The organism is Streptomyces gottesmaniae (genome assembly GCF_031845845.1).
Lineage (GTDB): Bacteria > Actinomycetota > Actinomycetes > Streptomycetales > Streptomycetaceae > Streptomyces > Streptomyces akebiae.
Genome location: NZ_JAVRFJ010000030.1, coordinates 105,237 through 121,735 on the forward strand (window position 1 = coordinate 105,237; position 16,499 = coordinate 121,735).

At 70.0% G+C, this 16,499-nt stretch carries 14 protein-coding genes and 1 tRNA gene; 10 read left to right on the forward strand and 5 right to left on the reverse strand.

Annotated elements, in window-relative coordinates:
- Positions 1-4: 4 nt before the first annotated feature.
- The 7 genes from RM704_RS29835 to RM704_RS29865 all read left to right on the forward strand — a co-directional run bounded on the left by RM704_RS29835 (position 5) and on the right by RM704_RS29865 (position 7,957).
- Positions 5-697 (forward strand): LysM peptidoglycan-binding domain-containing protein, encoded by a 693-nt coding sequence (locus RM704_RS29835; RefSeq protein ID WP_033524880.1) that lies wholly within the window; start codon positions 5-7, stop codon positions 695-697.
- A 456-nt stretch (positions 698-1,153) separates the two neighbouring features.
- Positions 1,154-2,434 carry a phosphopyruvate hydratase gene (gene eno, locus RM704_RS29840; RefSeq protein WP_086784875.1) on the forward strand — a complete coding sequence of 427 codons (1,281 nt, stop codon included), beginning with the start codon at positions 1,154-1,156 and terminating at the stop codon, positions 2,432-2,434.
- 131 nt (positions 2,435-2,565) lie between these two features.
- A complete protein-coding gene (locus RM704_RS29845) occupies positions 2,566-3,048 on the forward strand; it encodes an FtsB family cell division protein (protein ID WP_033524878.1) in 483 nt (160 codons plus the stop codon).
- Between the two features lie 58 nt (positions 3,049-3,106).
- Positions 3,107-3,649 (forward strand): DUF501 domain-containing protein, encoded by a 543-nt coding sequence (locus tag RM704_RS29850; RefSeq protein ID WP_033524877.1) that lies wholly within the window; start codon positions 3,107-3,109, stop codon positions 3,647-3,649.
- On the forward strand, positions 3,646-4,587 hold the full coding sequence (locus RM704_RS29855) for a Ppx/GppA phosphatase family protein (RefSeq protein ID WP_033524876.1): 942 nt from the start codon (positions 3,646-3,648) through the stop codon (positions 4,585-4,587). Before RM704_RS29850 ends, RM704_RS29855 begins: the two co-directional genes overlap by 4 nt.
- 481 nt (positions 4,588-5,068) lie before the next feature.
- Positions 5,069-6,451 (forward strand): NAD(P)/FAD-dependent oxidoreductase, encoded by a 1,383-nt coding sequence (locus RM704_RS29860; protein WP_033524875.1) that lies wholly within the window; start codon positions 5,069-5,071, stop codon positions 6,449-6,451.
- A gap of 204 nt (positions 6,452-6,655) precedes the next feature.
- The gene (locus RM704_RS29865; protein ID WP_033524874.1) at positions 6,656-7,957 is read left to right on the forward strand and encodes a class I SAM-dependent methyltransferase; all 1,302 of its coding nucleotides are present in this window, start codon (positions 6,656-6,658) and stop codon (positions 7,955-7,957) included.
- Between the two features lie 70 nt (positions 7,958-8,027).
- On the opposite strand, the gene RM704_RS29870 is transcribed toward RM704_RS29865, so the two are convergent.
- Both RM704_RS29870 and RM704_RS29875 read right to left on the reverse strand, forming a co-directional pair.
- Positions 8,028-10,568, reverse strand: a complete 2,541-nt coding sequence (locus RM704_RS29870; protein WP_033524873.1) for an ABC transporter permease — start codon at positions 10,566-10,568, stop codon at positions 8,028-8,030.
- Between the two features lie 95 nt (positions 10,569-10,663).
- Entirely contained in the window at positions 10,664-11,434 is a 771-nt protein-coding gene (locus RM704_RS29875; protein WP_033524872.1) for an ABC transporter ATP-binding protein, read from the reverse strand.
- Positions 11,435-11,930: 496 nt separating this feature from the next.
- On the opposite strand from RM704_RS29875, the gene RM704_RS29880 reads away from it, so the two are divergent.
- Together RM704_RS29880 and RM704_RS29885 are read left to right on the forward strand one after the other, a co-directional pair.
- A tRNA-Leu gene (locus RM704_RS29880) sits at positions 11,931-12,013 on the forward strand.
- Positions 12,014-12,354: 341 nt separating this feature from the next.
- Positions 12,355-13,236 (forward strand): Bax inhibitor-1/YccA family protein, encoded by an 882-nt coding sequence (locus tag RM704_RS29885; protein ID WP_033524871.1) that lies wholly within the window; start codon positions 12,355-12,357, stop codon positions 13,234-13,236.
- Positions 13,237-13,317: 81 nt separating this feature from the next.
- Here RM704_RS29885 and RM704_RS29890 read toward each other — a convergent pair whose 3' ends face one another.
- Complete coding sequence (locus RM704_RS29890; RefSeq protein WP_033524870.1) at positions 13,318-13,548, reverse strand: DUF4287 domain-containing protein; 231 nt, start codon at positions 13,546-13,548, stop codon at positions 13,318-13,320.
- 103 nt (positions 13,549-13,651) lie between these two features.
- Here RM704_RS29890 and RM704_RS29895 point away from each other — a divergent pair, with 103 nt between their 5' ends.
- Positions 13,652-13,963 (forward strand): hypothetical protein, encoded by a 312-nt coding sequence (locus RM704_RS29895; RefSeq protein ID WP_192829533.1) that lies wholly within the window; start codon positions 13,652-13,654, stop codon positions 13,961-13,963.
- 43 nt (positions 13,964-14,006) lie between these two features.
- Here RM704_RS29895 and RM704_RS29900 read toward each other — a convergent pair whose 3' ends face one another.
- Together RM704_RS29900 and RM704_RS29905 are read right to left on the reverse strand one after the other, a co-directional pair.
- Positions 14,007-14,789: a hypothetical protein gene (locus RM704_RS29900; protein WP_033524868.1), complete on the reverse strand. Its 783-nt coding sequence runs from the start codon at positions 14,787-14,789 to the stop codon at positions 14,007-14,009.
- 294 nt (positions 14,790-15,083) lie between these two features.
- The gene (locus RM704_RS29905; RefSeq protein WP_033524867.1) at positions 15,084-16,301 is read right to left on the reverse strand and encodes an acetyl-CoA C-acetyltransferase; all 1,218 of its coding nucleotides are present in this window, start codon (positions 16,299-16,301) and stop codon (positions 15,084-15,086) included.
- Positions 16,302-16,499 lie beyond the last annotated feature (198 nt).

The window sequence follows — 16,499 nt, forward strand, 5'->3', positions numbered from 1 at the left end:
CTCCATGCTGTTTTCCAGCAAGGGCAAGCACCGTCGTCCGTCCAAGGCCGCTCGCGCCATCGCCGTCGCCGGTGTCACCGGCGCCGCCGCCATCGCCGCCCCGCTGATGGCCGCCGGCAGCGCATCCGCCGCCACCGCCTCCGAGTGGGACGCCGTCGCCCAGTGCGAGTCCGGCGGCAACTGGTCCATCAACACCGGCAACGGCTACTACGGCGGCCTGCAGTTCTCCGCCTCCACCTGGGCCGGCTACGGCGGTACGCAGTACGCCTCCACCGCCGACCAGGCGACCAAGGCCCAGCAGATCGCGATCGCCGAGAAGGTCCTCGCGGGCCAGGGCAAGGGTGCCTGGCCGGTCTGCGGCAAGGGCCTGTCCGGCGCCTCGTACGACGGTGCCGCCGCCTCCTCCGGCTCCTCGGACTCCGGCTCCTCGCAGCAGAGCACCCAGGAGAGCACCAAGAAGAGCACCGAGGACACCCGCGCCTCCCGCTCCTCCGAGCGCGCCACCGTGGAGACCCCCACCGGCAAGAAGGTCAAGAAGGGCGACGGCGAGTACAAGGTCGTCACCGGCGACACCCTCAGCGCCATCGCCGCGAAGAAGAACGTCAAGGGCGGCTGGGAGAAGCTCTTCGAGCTGAACAAGGACATCATCGACGACGCCGACTTCATCTACCCGGGCCAGCAGCTCCACCTGAGCTGACCCGCGACGTCGGCGACGGTCGCCACACGCCTGCCGCCCCCACGGCCGTCCCCCACGGCCAGGCAGGCGGGGCCGGTTCGGCCGGGCCGAGAAATCGGGCCGCTTCCCGGCTGAACCACAGCCCGCTCACAGCCGTGTCCTCCATAGTGAAGACCTCGTGAGGGCCGTCCCCCCGTCCCCACGAGCTCCCCGCCCCGGTGCGCATTCCCCCGTACGCACCGGGGCGGGGCTTTTTCATGCGCGGTCACCCCGCCCGAGCCCGGCCGTTTCTGCGCCGCTCCGCCTTTCTGTTCACTTTCTGGCCCACCCCCCTTTGTTCCGGCCTGAAACAATGGGTACGGTCTGTCTGTCCACGGGACGGTCGGTCGGCTGCCGACGAGCCCGGGGCGGTTAGGCTCTAGTCGCAAGGCCCGCGGGCCCCGCAGTTCCGCGTCACATCCCATGAAGGAGATGCTCGTGCCGTCCATCGACGTCGTCGTAGCCCGGGAAATCCTCGACTCGCGAGGCAACCCCACCGTCGAGGTCGAGGTCGGCCTCGACGACGGCAGCACGGGTCGTGCCGCCGTTCCGTCCGGCGCCTCCACCGGTGCCTTCGAAGCCATCGAGCTCCGTGACGGTGACCCCAACCGCTACCTCGGCAAGGGCGTCGAGAAGGCCGTCCTCGCCGTGATCGAGCAGATCGGCCCGGAGCTCGTCGGCTACGACGCCACCGAGCAGCGCCTGATCGACCAGGCGATGTTCGACCTGGACGCCACCGACAACAAGGGCTCCCTCGGCGCCAACGCCATCCTCGGCGTCTCCCTCGCCGTCGCCCACGCCGCCTCCGAGGCCAGCGACCTCCCGCTCTTCCGCTACCTGGGCGGCCCGAACGCGCACCTGCTGCCCGTTCCGATGATGAACATCCTGAACGGCGGCTCGCACGCCGACTCCAACGTGGACATCCAGGAGTTCATGATCGCCCCCATCGGCGCGGAGTCCTTCTCCGAGGCCCTGCGCTGGGGCGCCGAGGTCTACCACACCCTCAAGAAGGTGCTGAAGACCAAGGGCCTGTCCACCGGCCTCGGCGACGAGGGCGGCTTCGCCCCGAACCTGGAGTCCAACCGCGCCGCCCTCGACCTCATCCTCGAGGCCATCAAGGAGGCCGGTTACACCCCCGGCGAGCAGATCGCCCTCGCGCTGGACGTCGCCGCCTCCGAGTTCTACAAGGACGGCGTCTACACCTTCGAGGGCAAGGAGCGCTCCGCCGCCGAGATGACGGAGTACTACGCCGACCTCGTCGCGTCGTACCCGCTCGTCTCCATCGAGGACCCGCTGTTCGAGGACGACTGGGCCGGCTGGAACACCATCACCGAGAAGCTGGGCGACAAGGTCCAGATCGTCGGCGACGACCTCTTCGTCACCAACCCCGAGCGCCTCGCCCGCGGCATCGAGGAGGGCTCCGCCAACGCCCTGCTCGTCAAGGTCAACCAGATCGGTTCGCTGACCGAGACCCTGGACGCCGTCGAGCTGGCCCAGCGCAACGGCTTCAAGTGCATGATGTCCCACCGCTCCGGCGAGACCGAGGACGTCACCATCGCCGACCTCGCCGTCGCCGTGAACTGCGGTCAGATCAAGACCGGCGCCCCGGCCCGTTCGGACCGCGTCGCCAAGTACAACCAGCTGCTGCGCATCGAGGAGATCCTCGACGACGCCGCGGTCTACGCCGGCCGCAGCGCCTTCCCGCGCTTCAAGGGCTGAGCCGTCGGCTGACCCGTTAAGGGCCCAGCCTGAGCCAGTCGTACGTACGTCCCCGTACCGGTCCCGTACCGTGTGCGGGGACGTACGCGCGTGCGCGTGGGAGAAGGCAGAAGCGGAAGGGGAAGCGGGACATGGCCGTGAAGGACCGGGACCGGGACCGTTTCTCCACCGCGACGCGGCTGAAGGTGCTCGGTGAGCAGACGGCCGCCCGGGTCTACCGCTCCCAGACCAAGCGCCAGGCCCGCCGCTCCCGGCTGACCGGCCGGGCCGCGCTGCTCGCCCTCGTCCTCTGCTCGATGATCGTGGCGCTCGCCTATCCCATAAGGCAGTACGTCTCCCAGCGCGCCGAGATCGCCGACATGCAGCGGCAGCGCGAGGAGGCGCGCGAGCGGGTCGAGGAGTTGCGCGACCTCAAGGCGCGCTGGCAGGACGACGCGTACGCCGAGCAGCGCATCCGGGAGCGGCTGCACTATGTGATGCCGGGCGAGACCGGTTACACGATGATCGACCCGGACGCGGCGAAGCAGTCCCGTACGACCCAGGGGGCGGCCGACCGTCCCTGGTACACCAATGTCTGGGACGGGGTCGACAAGGCCGACGCCGCCGACAGCTGAACGGCCACCTTCGTGACCGTCAACCGATGAGCCACACCGAGGACTTGAGTAGCAGGTTATGCAGACCCCTCCGCCGCCCACCCCGCGCACCGAGCCGACCGACGCCGACGTCGAGGCCTTCCAGCAGCAGCTCGGGCGCCCGCCGCGCGGGCTGCGCGCCATCGCGCACCGCTGCCCCTGCGGACAGCCGGACGTCGTCGAGACGGCGCCGCGCCTGCCGGACGGGACGCCCTTCCCCACGACGTACTACCTGACGTGCCCGCGCGCGGCCTCCGCGATCGGCACGCTGGAGGCGAACGGCGTGATGAAGGAGATGACGCGGCGGCTGGAGACGGATCCCGAACTGGCGGCCGCCTACCGGGCCGCGCACGAGGACTACATCGCCCGCCGCGACGAGATCGAGGTCCTGGAGGGCTTCCCGAGCGCCGGCGGCATGCCGGACCGGGTGAAGTGCCTGCACGTCCTCGTCGGGCACTCGCTGGCCGCCGGTCCCGGCGTGAACCCGCTGGGCGACGAGGCCATCGAGATGCTCCCCGAGTGGTGGGCCAAGGGCCCGTGCGTGGTGCCCGCGTCGGAGTCCTCGAAGGAGGACGACCAGTGACCCGGGTCGCCGCCGTCGACTGCGGTACGAACTCCATCCGGCTCCTCGTCGCCGACGCCGACCCGGCCACCGGTGAACTCGTCGAGCTGGACCGGCGCATGATCATCGTGCGGCTGGGCCAGGGGGTCGACCGCACGGGTCGACTGGCCCCCGAGGCGCTGGAGCGGACCTTCGCGGCCTGCCGTGAGTACGCGGCCGTCATCAAGGAACTGGGCGCCGAGCGGGTCCGTTTCGTCGCCACGTCCGCCTCCCGGGACGCCGAGAACCGGGACGAGTTCGTGCGCGGGGTGTTCGACATCCTGGGCGTCGAGCCCGAGGTGATCTCCGGCGACGCGGAGGCGGAGTTCTCCTTCACCGGCGCGACCAAGGAGCTGACGGGCCGTGCCGACCTCGCCAGGCCGTACCTGGTCGTGGACATCGGCGGCGGCTCCACCGAGTTCGTCGTCGGGGACGATCATGTGCGCGGCGCCCGCTCCGTGGACATCGGCTGCGTCCGGCTGACCGAGCGGCACCTCGTCCGGGACGGGGCGGTCGTCGACCCTCCCGCGCCCAAGCAGATCGCCGCGATCCGCGCCGACATCGAGGCGGCCCTCGACCTCGCCGAGCGGGACGTGCCGCTGAGCGAGGCGCACACCCTCGTCGGGCTCGCCGGTTCGGTCACGACCCTGTCCGCGATCGCCCAGGACCTGCCCGCGTACGACTCGGTGGCCATCCACCACTCCCGGATCCCGTACGACCGGGTCAAGGAGATCACCGAGTGGCTGCTGCGGTCCACGCACGCCGAGCGGGAGGCCGTCCCGTCGATGCATCCCGGGCGGGTGGACGTGATCGCGGCGGGCGCCCTCGTCCTCCTGTCGATCATGGAGCGGATCGGGGCGGGGGAGGTCGTGGTGAGCGAACACGACATTCTGGACGGAATCGCCTGGTCCGTCGCGTAGCTCGCGGGTGGCCCCCGGGGTTCTCCCGGCGGGCCGCGGGCTCCTGTGAGGGAGTGTTTACTACTCGCCGGTAGCCTCGCTTGAGCTGTTCGGATAACGTATGAGCGCGTCCGAGGGGTGCTCCGGCACCCCTCGTCGATGCGCCGCCGAGAAACTTCGTGAAGTTCTTCACAAGAGAATCGCCCCTGTTGAGCGATGTTTTGAGGCTCCGCAGAGCGTTCCGGGGGTCCCAGGCGTCAACAAGGCGTCCCCGGCGGCCTTTCGCGAGGGTCTCGTCCGGGTGAAACCGAAGGGTGGTCCAGAGCCTGCGAGCGGCCGGAACGGCAGTTCACGCGGCCTTGACAACGGTCAAACCCCCCGGTCGGTCCCCTGGTGGGCCATGGTCCCGGAAACAGGGGTCGCGGAGTGTAGCAGAAGGGGTGAGGAAGCTTGTGAAGGGGCGCACGAGCGACCCCCGTATGGCGGGTACATACTCGATGGCATGAGCACCACGGAGCGTCCCAGGATCCTCGTAGTAGGCGGTGGGTACGTAGGCCTGTACGCAGCTCGGCGCATCCTCAAGAAGATGCGCTACGGCGAGGCGACCGTCACGGTCGTCGACCCCCGGTCGTACATGACCTACCAGCCCTTCCTCCCCGAAGCCGCCGCCGGCAGCATCTCCCCCCGGCACGTCGTCGTCCCGCTGCGACGCGTGCTGCCGAAGGCGGAGGTCCTCACCGGTCGGGTCACCACCATCGACCAGGACCGCAAGGTCGCCACCGTCGCGCCGCTGGTCGGCGAGGCGTACGAGCTGCCCTTCGACTACCTGGTGATCGCGCTCGGCGCGGTCTCCCGCACCTTCCCGATCCCCGGCCTCGCCGAACAGGGCATCGGCATGAAGGGCATCGAGGAGGCCATCGGCCTGCGCAACCACGTCCTCGAACAGCTCGACAAGGCCGACTCCACGACCGACGAGGACGTCCGCCGCAAGGCGTTGACCTTCGTCTTCGTGGGCGGTGGCTTCGCCGGCGCGGAGACCATCGGCGAGGTCGAGGACATGGCCCGCGACGCCGCGAAGTACTACAAGAACGTGTCCCGCGAGGACATGCGCTTCGTGCTCGTCGACGCCGCGGACAAGATCCTCCCCGAGGTCGGCCCGAAGCTCGGCAGTTACGGCAAGGAGCACCTGGAGGGCCGTGGGGTCGAGGTCTACCTCAACACCTCCATGGACTCCTGCGTCGACGGCCACGTCGTGCTGAAGAACGGGTTGGAGGTCGACTCCAACACGATCGTCTGGACCGCCGGCGTCAAGCCGAACCCGGTCCTCTCGCGCTACGGCCTGCCGCTCGGCCCGCGTGGCCACGTCGACGCCCAGCCGACGCTCCAGGTCACCGGCACCGACTACATCTGGGCCGCGGGCGACAACGCCCAGGTCCCGGACGTCGCCGCCCGCAAGGCCGGTGTGGAGAACGCCTGGTGCCCGCCGAACGCGCAGCACGCGCTGCGTCAGGCCAAGGTCCTCGGCGACAACGTGGTCTCCGGCATGCGGGGCTTCCCGCAGAAGGAGTACGCGCACTCCAACAAGGGCGCGGTGGCGGGTCTCGGCCTGCACAAGGGCGTCGCGATGATCGTCATGGGCAAGATGAAGATCAAGCTCAAGGGCCGTCTCGCCTGGTACATGCACCGTGGCTACCACGGTCTGGCGATGCCGACCTGGAACCGCAAGATCCGCGTCTTCGCCGACTGGACCCTCGCGATGTTCCTCAAGCGCGAGGTCGTCTCCCTCGGCGCGATCGAGACTCCCCGCGAGGAGTTCTACGAGGCCGCCAAGCCCGCGCCGGTCGCCGCCGCGAGCAAGACCGGGGAAAAGGCCAAGGCCTCCTGACCTGTCGACCCATTCGAAGGGCCTCCCGCCATCCGTGGTGCGGGGGGCCCTTCGGCGTCGGCGGGTGCGCTCGTGCGTGGTCGCGAGACGCCCCGCCCACCCGCACACCGGAAACACACCTTCCGGCGGGAATACGGCACGCCCCCGCGGGTGATTACCGTGACGTTGGACATTCCGGGATCTGTTGTCACGGAGGTGTGCGCCATGCAGGACGCCGCGTCGCGGCTGAAGACCCTGTTCGAGCAGTTGTCAGGGGCCCCGCTCCCGGTCCGTCTGCGGGCCTGGGACGGATCGACGGCCGGGCCGCCGGAGGCCCCCGTACTCGTGGTACGCAACCGCAGGGCCCTGCGCCGGCTGCTGTGGAAGCCGGGCGAACTGGGCCTGGCCCGTGCCTGGGTCGCCGGCGACCTCGGCGTCGACGGCGACCTGTACGCCGTACTGGACCTGGTGGCGGCGCATGTGTGGGAGCGGGACGAGGACGCCCGGAGCCTCACCGACACCCTGCGCGACCCGCAGGCGCGGGCGGCCGTCAAGGGTCTGCTGAGGCTGGCCGGTCCCGCCGTCCTGCTCCCGCCCGAACCGCCCCGCGAGGAGGTGCGCACCCGTCACCTGCACACCAGACGCACCGACAGACGAGCCGTCAGCCACCACTACGACGTGGGCAACGACTTCTACGAGGCCGTTCTCGGCCCGTCGATGGTGTACTCCTGCGCCTACTGGTCCGCCTCCGACGGCACCACCACCCTCGAAGCCGCCCAGCACGACAAGCTCGACCTCATCTGCCGCAAACTCGGCCTGGGCCCGGGGCAGCGGCTCCTCGACGTCGGCTGCGGCTGGGGCTCCCTGGCCGTGCACGCCGCCCGCGAGTACGGCGTCCACGTCGTCGGCGTCACCCTCTCCCAGGAGCAGGCCGCCTACGCCCGTAAGCGCGTCGCCGACGAGGGCCTCACCGACCGCGTCGAGATCCGTGTCCAGGACTACCGCGACGTCGCCGACGGGCCCTACGACGCGATCTCCTCCGTCGGCATGGCCGAACACGTGGGCGCGGACCGGTATCTGGAGTACGCCGAGGATCTGTACCGGCTGCTCGCCCCCGGCGGTCGGCTGCTCAACCACCAGATCTCACGCCGGCCGCAGCATGACGAGAGCACGTACTCCCTCGACGGCTTCATCGACGCGTACGTCTTCCCGGACGGCGAACTCGCCCCGATCGGCACCACCGTCACCCAGCTCGAACGCGCCGGGTTCGAGGTCCGCGACGTGGAGTCCCTGCGCGAGCACTACGCCCTCACCCTGCGCGCCTGGGTCACCAACCTCGAAGCGCGCTGGGCGCACGCCGTCGCCCTGGTCGGCCCCGGCCGCGCCCGCGTCTGGCGCCTCTACATGGCCGCCTCCGCCCTCGGCTTCGAACGCAACCGCCTCGGCGTCAACCAGGTACTGGCCGTACGGCCCCCGGAAGGGGGTGCGTCGGGCCTCCCGCTCAGGGCCCGGACCTGGGGCGCCTGAACGCCCGGACGGGGGCGCGTACGGCCGTGTACGCGCCCCCGTCCGGGTGTCTCCCGTGCCTCCCGCGCGGCTACTCCGACTTGATCGCGGCCAACATGTTCAGCTTCGCCGCGCGGCGGGCCGGCCACAGCGCGGCCAGGATGCCGACCGTGGCGGCGAGCAGGAGGAAGAGGGCCATCCGGGCCCAGGGGAGGACCAGTTCGTACGTCGGCATCCTGCTGGCGACGAGTTCACCGGCGGCCCAGCCGAAGAAGACGCCCAGGCCGATACCGAGCACACCGCCGAAGAGGGAGATGACCAGGGACTCCAGACGGACCATCCGCTTGATGCCGCGCCGGTCGAGACCGATCGCACGGAGCATGCCGATCTCCTGCGAGCGCTCGAACACCGACATGGCGAGGGTGTTGATCACTCCCAGGACGGCGACGATCACGGCCATGGCCAGCAGGCCGTAGAGCATGTTCAGCATCAGCGTGAACATCTTCGCGATGTCGTCGGAGAGGTCCTGCCCGCTCTGGACCTTGATCGCCGGGTTCTCGCCGAGGGCCTTCTCCAGCCGGTCCTTGGTGGCGTCGGAGGCACCGGCCGAGGTCTTGACCATGACCATCATGTCGGCCGGGTCCGTGTCGGCCGGCAGCCGCTCGGTGAGCGTCGCGTTGTCCAGCAGGATGCCCCGGATCAGTTCGTTGCTCTCGTAGACCCCGGCGACCGTCAGCTTCTGCTTCTGGCCCCCCGCGAACCCGGCGGTGAACTCCGATCCGGTCTTCCAGCCGCGCCGCTCGGCGGTCTCCGCGTCCACCACGACCTCGCCGCCGCCGACCTTGAACGCCCCGTTGTCGAGGGGCAGTTCGGTGACCTTCCCGATGGCCGTGCCGTTCACGCCGGTCAGGTACTCCGTCTCGCCCCCGATCCGGGACTCGGCGTTGCGCAGCGGCGAGACGGCGGTGACGCCCTCGGTGGCGGAGAGCTTCTTCTCCACGTCGGGGGAGAGGAAGTTGCCGTTGGCCATCGAGACGACGTAGTCCGCCTTGATGGCGTCGGCGGCCATCTTGTCGATGGACTTCTGGAGGCTGCCCGCCATCACCGTCATCCCGGTGATCAGCGTCAGGCCGATCATCAGCGCCGAGGCGGTCGCGGCGGTGCGGCGCGGATTGCGTACGGAGTTCTGCCGGGCGAGCTTGCCGGAGATCCCGAAGACCCGCATGAGGGGCGAGGCGGCCGCGATCAGCGGGCGGGACAGCAGAGGGGTGAGGACGAAGACACCGATGATCAGCGTCACCGCACCGATGCCCATCGGCGCCTGTCCGTCGGAGCCGCTCATGGTGGTGGCGTACAGCACGGTGGCCACGCCCGCGCCGGCGAACAGCGCGCCGATCGTGTTCCGTACGACGAGCGACTTGGTCGTCGCCTTCGCGTGCACGCTGCTCATCGCCGCGACCGGCGGGATCTTCGCCGCCCGGCGGCCCGGCAGCCAGGCGGCCAACATCGTGATCAGCACGCCGACGAGCAGGGCGGTGGCGACCGTGCCGGGGGAGACCACCAGCGGGCCGTCGGGGACGGTCTCGCCGAGGGCGCCGATCAGGGCCCGCATCCCGGCGCCGATCCCGACACCGGCGGCGAGACCGGTGACGGCGGCGACCGCGCCCACCACGAACGCCTCGATCAGCACGGACCGGGTCACCTGACGGCGGGAGGCGCCGACCGCGCGCAGCAGCGCCAGCTCCTTGGTGCGCTGGGCGACCAGCATCGTGAAGGTGTTGGCGATGATGAACGTGCCCACGAACAGGGCGATCCCGGCGAAGACCAGCAGCGCGTTCTTCAGGCCGCTCATATCGGCGGCGATCTGCGTGGCCTGGTCGTCCGCGAGCTTCTGACCGGTGGTGGTGTACGCGGCGTCCTTCGGCAGGACCTCGTCGACGGCCTTCTGCAACTGGGCCTGGCTGGTGCCGCGCGCCGCCGTCACGTTGATCGTGTCGTACTCGCCCTCCATGTGGAAGAGCTTCTGCGCGGTCGCCGTGTCGAACAGGGTGAGGCTGCCGCCGGCGGCGACATTGCCGTCGTCCGTCGTGAAGATCCCGCTGATGGTCGGGGTGAGGACCGGGCCGTCGACGGACAGTCGCACGGTGTCGCCCACCTCGTACCCGGCCCGCTTCGCGGTCTCGGAGTCGATCGCGACCTCGTCCGCCCCCTCGGGCGCGCGGCCGCCGTCCCGGACGGGATACCGGGGATCGTCCGTCCCCCAGAAGTTCCCGCCCTGCGACTGGAAGCCGCCGCCGATCAGCTTGCCGTCCTTGTCGGCGAGGGCGGTGAACCCGCTCACCACGCCGATCGCCGACTCGGCGCCGGGCACCCGCTCGACCTTCTTCAGCAACTCCGGGGTGAGCTTCGGCTGTTCGGCGACGGTGTCGCCCTCGTCCGGCTGGTAGCCCGACCGGATCGCGACGTCCACGTGGTCGAAGCCCTTGGCCGAGCTCTTCTGGAGCGCGTCCGAGATGGTGTTCGTGAAGACCAGCGTGCCCGACACGAAGGCGACGCCGAGCATCACCGCGAGCACGGTCATGAGAAGCCTGGCCTTGTGCGAGAACACGTTGCGCAGGGCGGTACGGAACATGAAGGGGTCCCTGTTTCGGGGTCGGGGCGGGTTCGGGCCGGGTCGGGGCGGAGGGGAACGGTGGAGGGCGGAGGGGGCGGGGAGGGCGAACTCCCTCAGCTCGTACGCCCCTTGGTGTCGAACCTCTTCATCCGGTCCAGCACCTGGTCCGCCGTCGGCTCGTGCATCTCGTCCACGATGCGCCCGTCGGCGAGGAAGATGACCCGGTCCGCGTACGCCGCGGCCACGGGGTCGTGCGTCACCATCACCACGGTCTGCCCCAACTCCCGTACGGAGTTGCGCAGGAAGCCCAGCACCTCGGCGCCCGAACGCGAGTCCAGGTTTCCGGTGGGCTCGTCGCCGAAGATGATGTCCGGTCGTGAGGCGAGCGCCCGCGCCACGGCGACGCGCTGCTGCTGGCCGCCGGAGAGCTGTGCGGGCCGGTGGCTCAGCCGGTCGGCCAGGCCCACCATCCGGATCACGGTGTCCAGCCACTGCTTGTCCGGCTTGCGGCCCGCGATGTCCATCGGGAGGGTGATGTTCTCCAGCGCGGTCAGCGTCGGCAGCAGGTTGAACGCCTGGAAGATGAAGCCGATCTTGTCGCGGCGGAGCTTGGTGAGCTGCTTGTCCTTCAGCGAGCCCAGTTCGGTCTCGCCGATGCGGACGGAGCCGGCCGAGAAGGTGTCGAGGCCCGCCACGCAGTGCATCAGCGTGGACTTGCCGGACCCCGAGGGGCCCATGATCGCGGTGAACTGGGCCTGCCGGAAGTCGACGGTGACCTGGTCCAGCGCGACGACCCGGGTCTCGCCCTGTCCGTAGACCTTCGACAGTTCCGTGGCGCGGGCGGCCACGGCGGTGGCCCGGTCGGCGAGGGGCGTGGTGGTCACGGGTGGGACTCCTGTCGGGACGACGGCGTTTGGGGTGTTCGAGAACGGCCGGGCGGTCCGCCCGGCGCTTGCCCAGGGCATGCCGGGGCCGTTCGTTTGTCGTTTCGTGAGTGGTTCCATCGTCTCGACGGAGGAGCGCCGTGTAGTCAGCCGCTGTTCCGGTTCCGGGGGCAGACTTCTGACGGACCGGCGGGGGGTGCGTCATACCTGGGGATGAGGGTGGGATCCGACCGGGGTGTGGGGCGCCCGACCGACACGAGTCAGCGCGTCACCGCGCGCGTTCCGGGTGGGACCGCTCGTTCGGGCGGTGAAATTCCGTCATTCCGCACACGGCCGGTCGCGCCGTCCGTAAGGCTATTGGCAAGTGCGGATGGCGTGTTCCGTGGGCTGATGCACCCTCAGACGTCAATAAAATAAGACAACATCGGTCCGCTCTTCGACTGTTCGGGGGAAGCGTCCCGATAGGCTCGGCACCTCAGCGCGGAGCCCATGGCCTGCCCGGATGGTGGAATGCAGACACGGCGAGCTTAAACCTCGCTGCCCCTCGCGGGCGTACCGGTTCAAGTCCGGTTCCGGGCACCTCCGACCAACTCTGAACATTTCTCCCCAAATCCCCACACCCCGCCCTCGCGGCACGGTGCGCCCCTCGCGCTCGTCGAGCGCCCGCCGCGCCCAGGGCCGCCGACACTCCCGAGGAGCCCTGGGCGACGAGACCCCGGGGACGGTGGGTGATCTCCGAGAGATCGCGGGGGTGTACCGGGGTGGTCCCGGGTTGAGGGGGGTGGGGCGGGGAATCAGGGAGACGCGTAGCGTGTTCGATGACATGGCAGGGAAAGATCCTCCCCAAGCACTAGGGTCAATCTTTTGCCTACCTATTACTCTTGAGCCAAGGCCACGCAGGGTGGCCATGGAGGAGTGAAATGAGGAGCAGCAACCCGGTCTTCTCGCGACGGGGGTTCAGCCGCGACAACGGCCACGCGGGCTTCAACACCGCGCCGCAGGCCGGGGGAGCAGCTGTCGGCACCCAGGGCAACCCCTACGCCCAGCAGGGCGGCAACCCGTACGCGACGAACCCGTACGCCCAGCAGGGCGTGCAGCACGGCGCCCCGCCGCAGGCCCCGGCCCGCACGGGCGCCATGACCATGGACGACGTCGTCATGCGCTCGGCCATGACGCTCGGTACGGTCGTCGTCGGCGCGGTCCTCGCCTGGGCCCTCCTGCCGGTGTCGCCCACGAGCTACGGCCTGGCCATCGGCGCCGCGCTCATCGCCTTCGTCCTGGCGATGGTGCAGTCCTTCAAGCGCAAGGCCTCGCCCGCGCTGATCCTGGCGTACGCCGCGTTCGAGGGTGTCTTCCTCGGTGTGCTCAGCGAGATGTTCAACTCGCAGTGGAGCGGCGCGCCCTTCCAGGCGGTGCTCGGCACCATGGCCGTCTCCGGCGCCACCCTCCTGGTCTACAAGGCGGGCTGGATCCGGGTCACCGCGCGGTACGCCCGCATCGGTATGACCATCGCGATCGCCTTCATCCTCGTCATGGCGGTCAACCTGCTGCTCGTCGTCTTCGGGCTCGCCCCCGACGGCGGACTGCGCAGCATGGGCCCGCTCGGCGCGGTCGTCGGCATCCTCGCGATCCTGCTCGGCGCGTTCTTCCTGACCCTGGACTTCAAGCAGATCCAGGACGGCATCGCCTACGGTGCCCCGCGCGAGGAGGCCTGGCTGGCCGCGTTCGGCCTGACCATGACCCTCGTGTGGATCTACATCGAGATGCTCCGCCTCGTCGCCATCTTCAGCGGCGACGACTAGACCGGGCGGATCGAGCCGGATCACTGATGAAGGGCCCCCGAACCTCGCGGTTCGGGGGCCCTTCGTAGGTTCTCGGCGGCTTCACCGGAGCTTCCGCGCGGCCCTCCTCAGGTCGTACTCGTGAATGATCGCTTTGGCGTGGCCGTACGCGAGGTCGTACTCGTGCCGGAGCCAGCTGACCTTCTCCTCGAAATTGAAGAGAGCGGGGCCTTCGTCGACTTTGCGGATCCAGTCGGAGACTTCACGACCGGTGCAGTGCGGGATGCGGGCGAGCAGGTTGCGATGGGTCTCCTCGGAGAAGACTTGGGACATCGGCGCCTCCGGACGAAAGGGAATGTAAGCCGGTCCTTCAGGTCACGTTGCCTGAGTGGCGGCCTGTTGGCAACAGTCCGGCCGAGGCGCGTACTCTCGCGGCGTGCTTGATACGACGCCGTTGACCCGTGCCGTGGATCATTTCGCCGACCGGTTGCGGGCGGCCCCGCAGAGCCGGCTCCAGCGGAACGGCGCCGCGGAGGCGCTCGCGCTGGCCAGGGAGTTGGCACTGCGCGCTCAGCGGTTGGAGACGCCCGACGGGCCGTTCCACGAGATGCCGGACGCGGGGATGTTCGCGGCGGCCGACCAGGTGACCGTCGCCGGAAACGATCTCGCGCTGGTGCTGACGGACGAGGGCCAGCTGGCCGAGGCCGTCGCGCTGGTGGAGGAGGCCCAGCGGCGGGCCGGGGTGTGAGGCCGGGCGCCCACCGGTTCGGGGGCGCTGCCCCGCTCGGCCGCTACAGCGACGCGATGACGCGGTCCGCCAGGATGTAGACCATGTCGGCGCCGCACTCGAAGGTGAGCGTGTAGGCGCCCGAGATGCCCGAGCCGCCCAGGAGGACGGGGGTCTCGCCGGCCTGGAGGGCGGTGGCGAGGCGCTCGGCGGTCTCGCGGTGGCCGGGGGTCATGCACAGGGTGGTGCCGTCGGCGAAGACGTAGACGTCGAGGGTGCCCAGGGGGCCGGGGCGTACGTCGGCCAGCTCCGTGCGGGACGCGGCGAGGTCCTCCAGGCAGGCGACCGTGCGCTCGTGGTCGTTGGTGACAGGTGACTGCACCGGCACGAAGTCGGGGTGCGAGGGGTGGCGGCGGCGGGCCGCGGCCAGCTCGGCGGAGTCCCCGGCGAAGTCGTCGCTCTCCAGGCCGGGCTCGATCACCGGCTCCAGGTGCTCCAGGCCCGCGAAATCGGACTGCCGGGGCAGGAACAGCTCGCTCTCGGCCAGACCCAGCAGCGGCGGCGTGTCGGTGACGTCGCGGGACTCCTGGGCGGCCCAGAAGGCCCGGGCCTCGGCGAGCTCACGCTCCCGCTCCTCGGCGAGGGCCTCGGCGACGGCCGCGCGTATCTCCTCCGTGTCGGCGGCCGGACGAGCGGCCGGCACCAGGGCGCGCGGCCCGGCGGTCCGGCTCTCGGCCAGCTCGGTGCGCAAGGCAGCGACCTGTCGGCGCAGACCCACGAGGGTGCGCAGGACGGCGACGCCCACGGCGGCGGTGGCGGCCGTGGTGAGCAGCAAGGCGATCGGCATGGCGCTCACTGACGTACTCCCGGTTCAAAGTCGACCCCCGACTTCCTACATCAGCTTGAAGGGCGGACTAACCAGCTGTCAGTGCGTAACGTCACGAATCGGGCAGGAATCTTGCCCCGATGTTTGGTGGTGAAACGACTCTGACCTGCGTAAATCGCTCTCCGGGGGGAGATAGGTCACATCCTGGGGGAGATTGGATCACAAAACGGCCCGGAGCCCCAGCGATTCCGGGACTCCGGGCCACAGCATCACAGTGCGCGTCCGTGCGGTCACGGCTCCGCGCGGGGTGCTCGGTCAGCTGAGGCGCTCGATGACCATGGCCATGCCCTGGCCGCCGCCGACGCACATCGTCTCCAGGCCGAACTGCTTGTCGTGGAACTGAAGGGAGTTGATCAGTGTGCCGGTGATCCGGGCGCCGGTCATGCCGAAGGGGTGGCCGACGGCGATGGCGCCGCCGTTCACGTTCAGCTTGTCCAGCGGGATGCCCAGGTCGCGGTAGGAGGGGATCACCTGCGCGGCGAAGGCCTCGTTGATCTCGAACAGGTCGATGTCGTCGACGGTGAGGCCCGCACGGGACAGGGCCTGCTTCGAGGCCTCCACCGGGCCGTAGCCCATGATCTCGGGGGAGAGGCCGGAGACACCGGTCGAGACGATCCGGGCGAGCGGGGTGAGCCCGAGGTCCCGCGCCTTGGTGTCGGACATGATCACCAGGGCGGCGGCACCGTCGTTCAGCGGGCAGCAGTTGCCGGCGGTGACCATGCCGTCCTCGCGGAACACCGGCTTCAGGCCCTGTACGGCCTCCAGGGTGACGCCCGCGCGCGGGCCGTCGTCCTTGCTGACGACCGTGCCGTCGGGCAGCGTCACAGGGGTGATCTCGCGCTCCCAGAAGCCCTTCCCGATGGCCTCCTCGGCGAGGTTCTGCGAGCGGACGCCGAACTCGTCCATCTCCTGCCGGGTCACGCCCCACTGGCGGGCCAGGTTCTCGGCGGTCTGCCCCATCGCGATGTACGGGTCGGGGAGCAGGCCGTCCTCGCGCGGGTCGTGCCAGGAGGCGCCGACCGACTTGGAGACCGTCTCCGTACGGGCCTCGGCCTCGGAGAAGAGCGGGTTGCGGGCGGTGTGGATGTCGCTGGTGCCGCGCGCGCTGCTGCTGACGACCTCGACGCCGGCCGAGATGAAGACATCGCCCTCGCCGGCCTTGATGGCGTGCAGGGCCATGCGGGAGGTCTGGAGCGACGAGGAACAGTAACGGGTGATCGTGCAGCCCGGCAGGTGGTCCATGCCCAGCTGTACGGCCACGATCCGGCCCAGGTTGTGGCCCTGCTCGCCGCCGGGGAGGCCGCAGCCCAGCATCAGGTCGTCGATGTCCCTCGGGTCCAGCTCCGGGACCTTCGCGAGGGCGGCCGCGACGATGGTGGTGGTCAGGTCGTCGGGGCGCAGGTCCTTCAGCGAGCCCTTGAAAGCGCGGCCGATGGGGGATCGGGCGGCTGAGACGATCACGGCTTCGGGCATCACGGCTCCATTGGCATGCGAACGGAAAGCGGGGCTGTGGGGGAAGTTACCCGTACGTATGGTCCGGGTCACGGGCATGAGGGTGTGACGCCGACCGCACTTTTCTAAGCGCTTGCTTTTTGGTTGTGCGCCTAGTGACTCGGGGGTGCCTGTTTCGTCGGCGGGTGCGGGTGCGTGGGGGCTTCTCGCGCAGTTCCC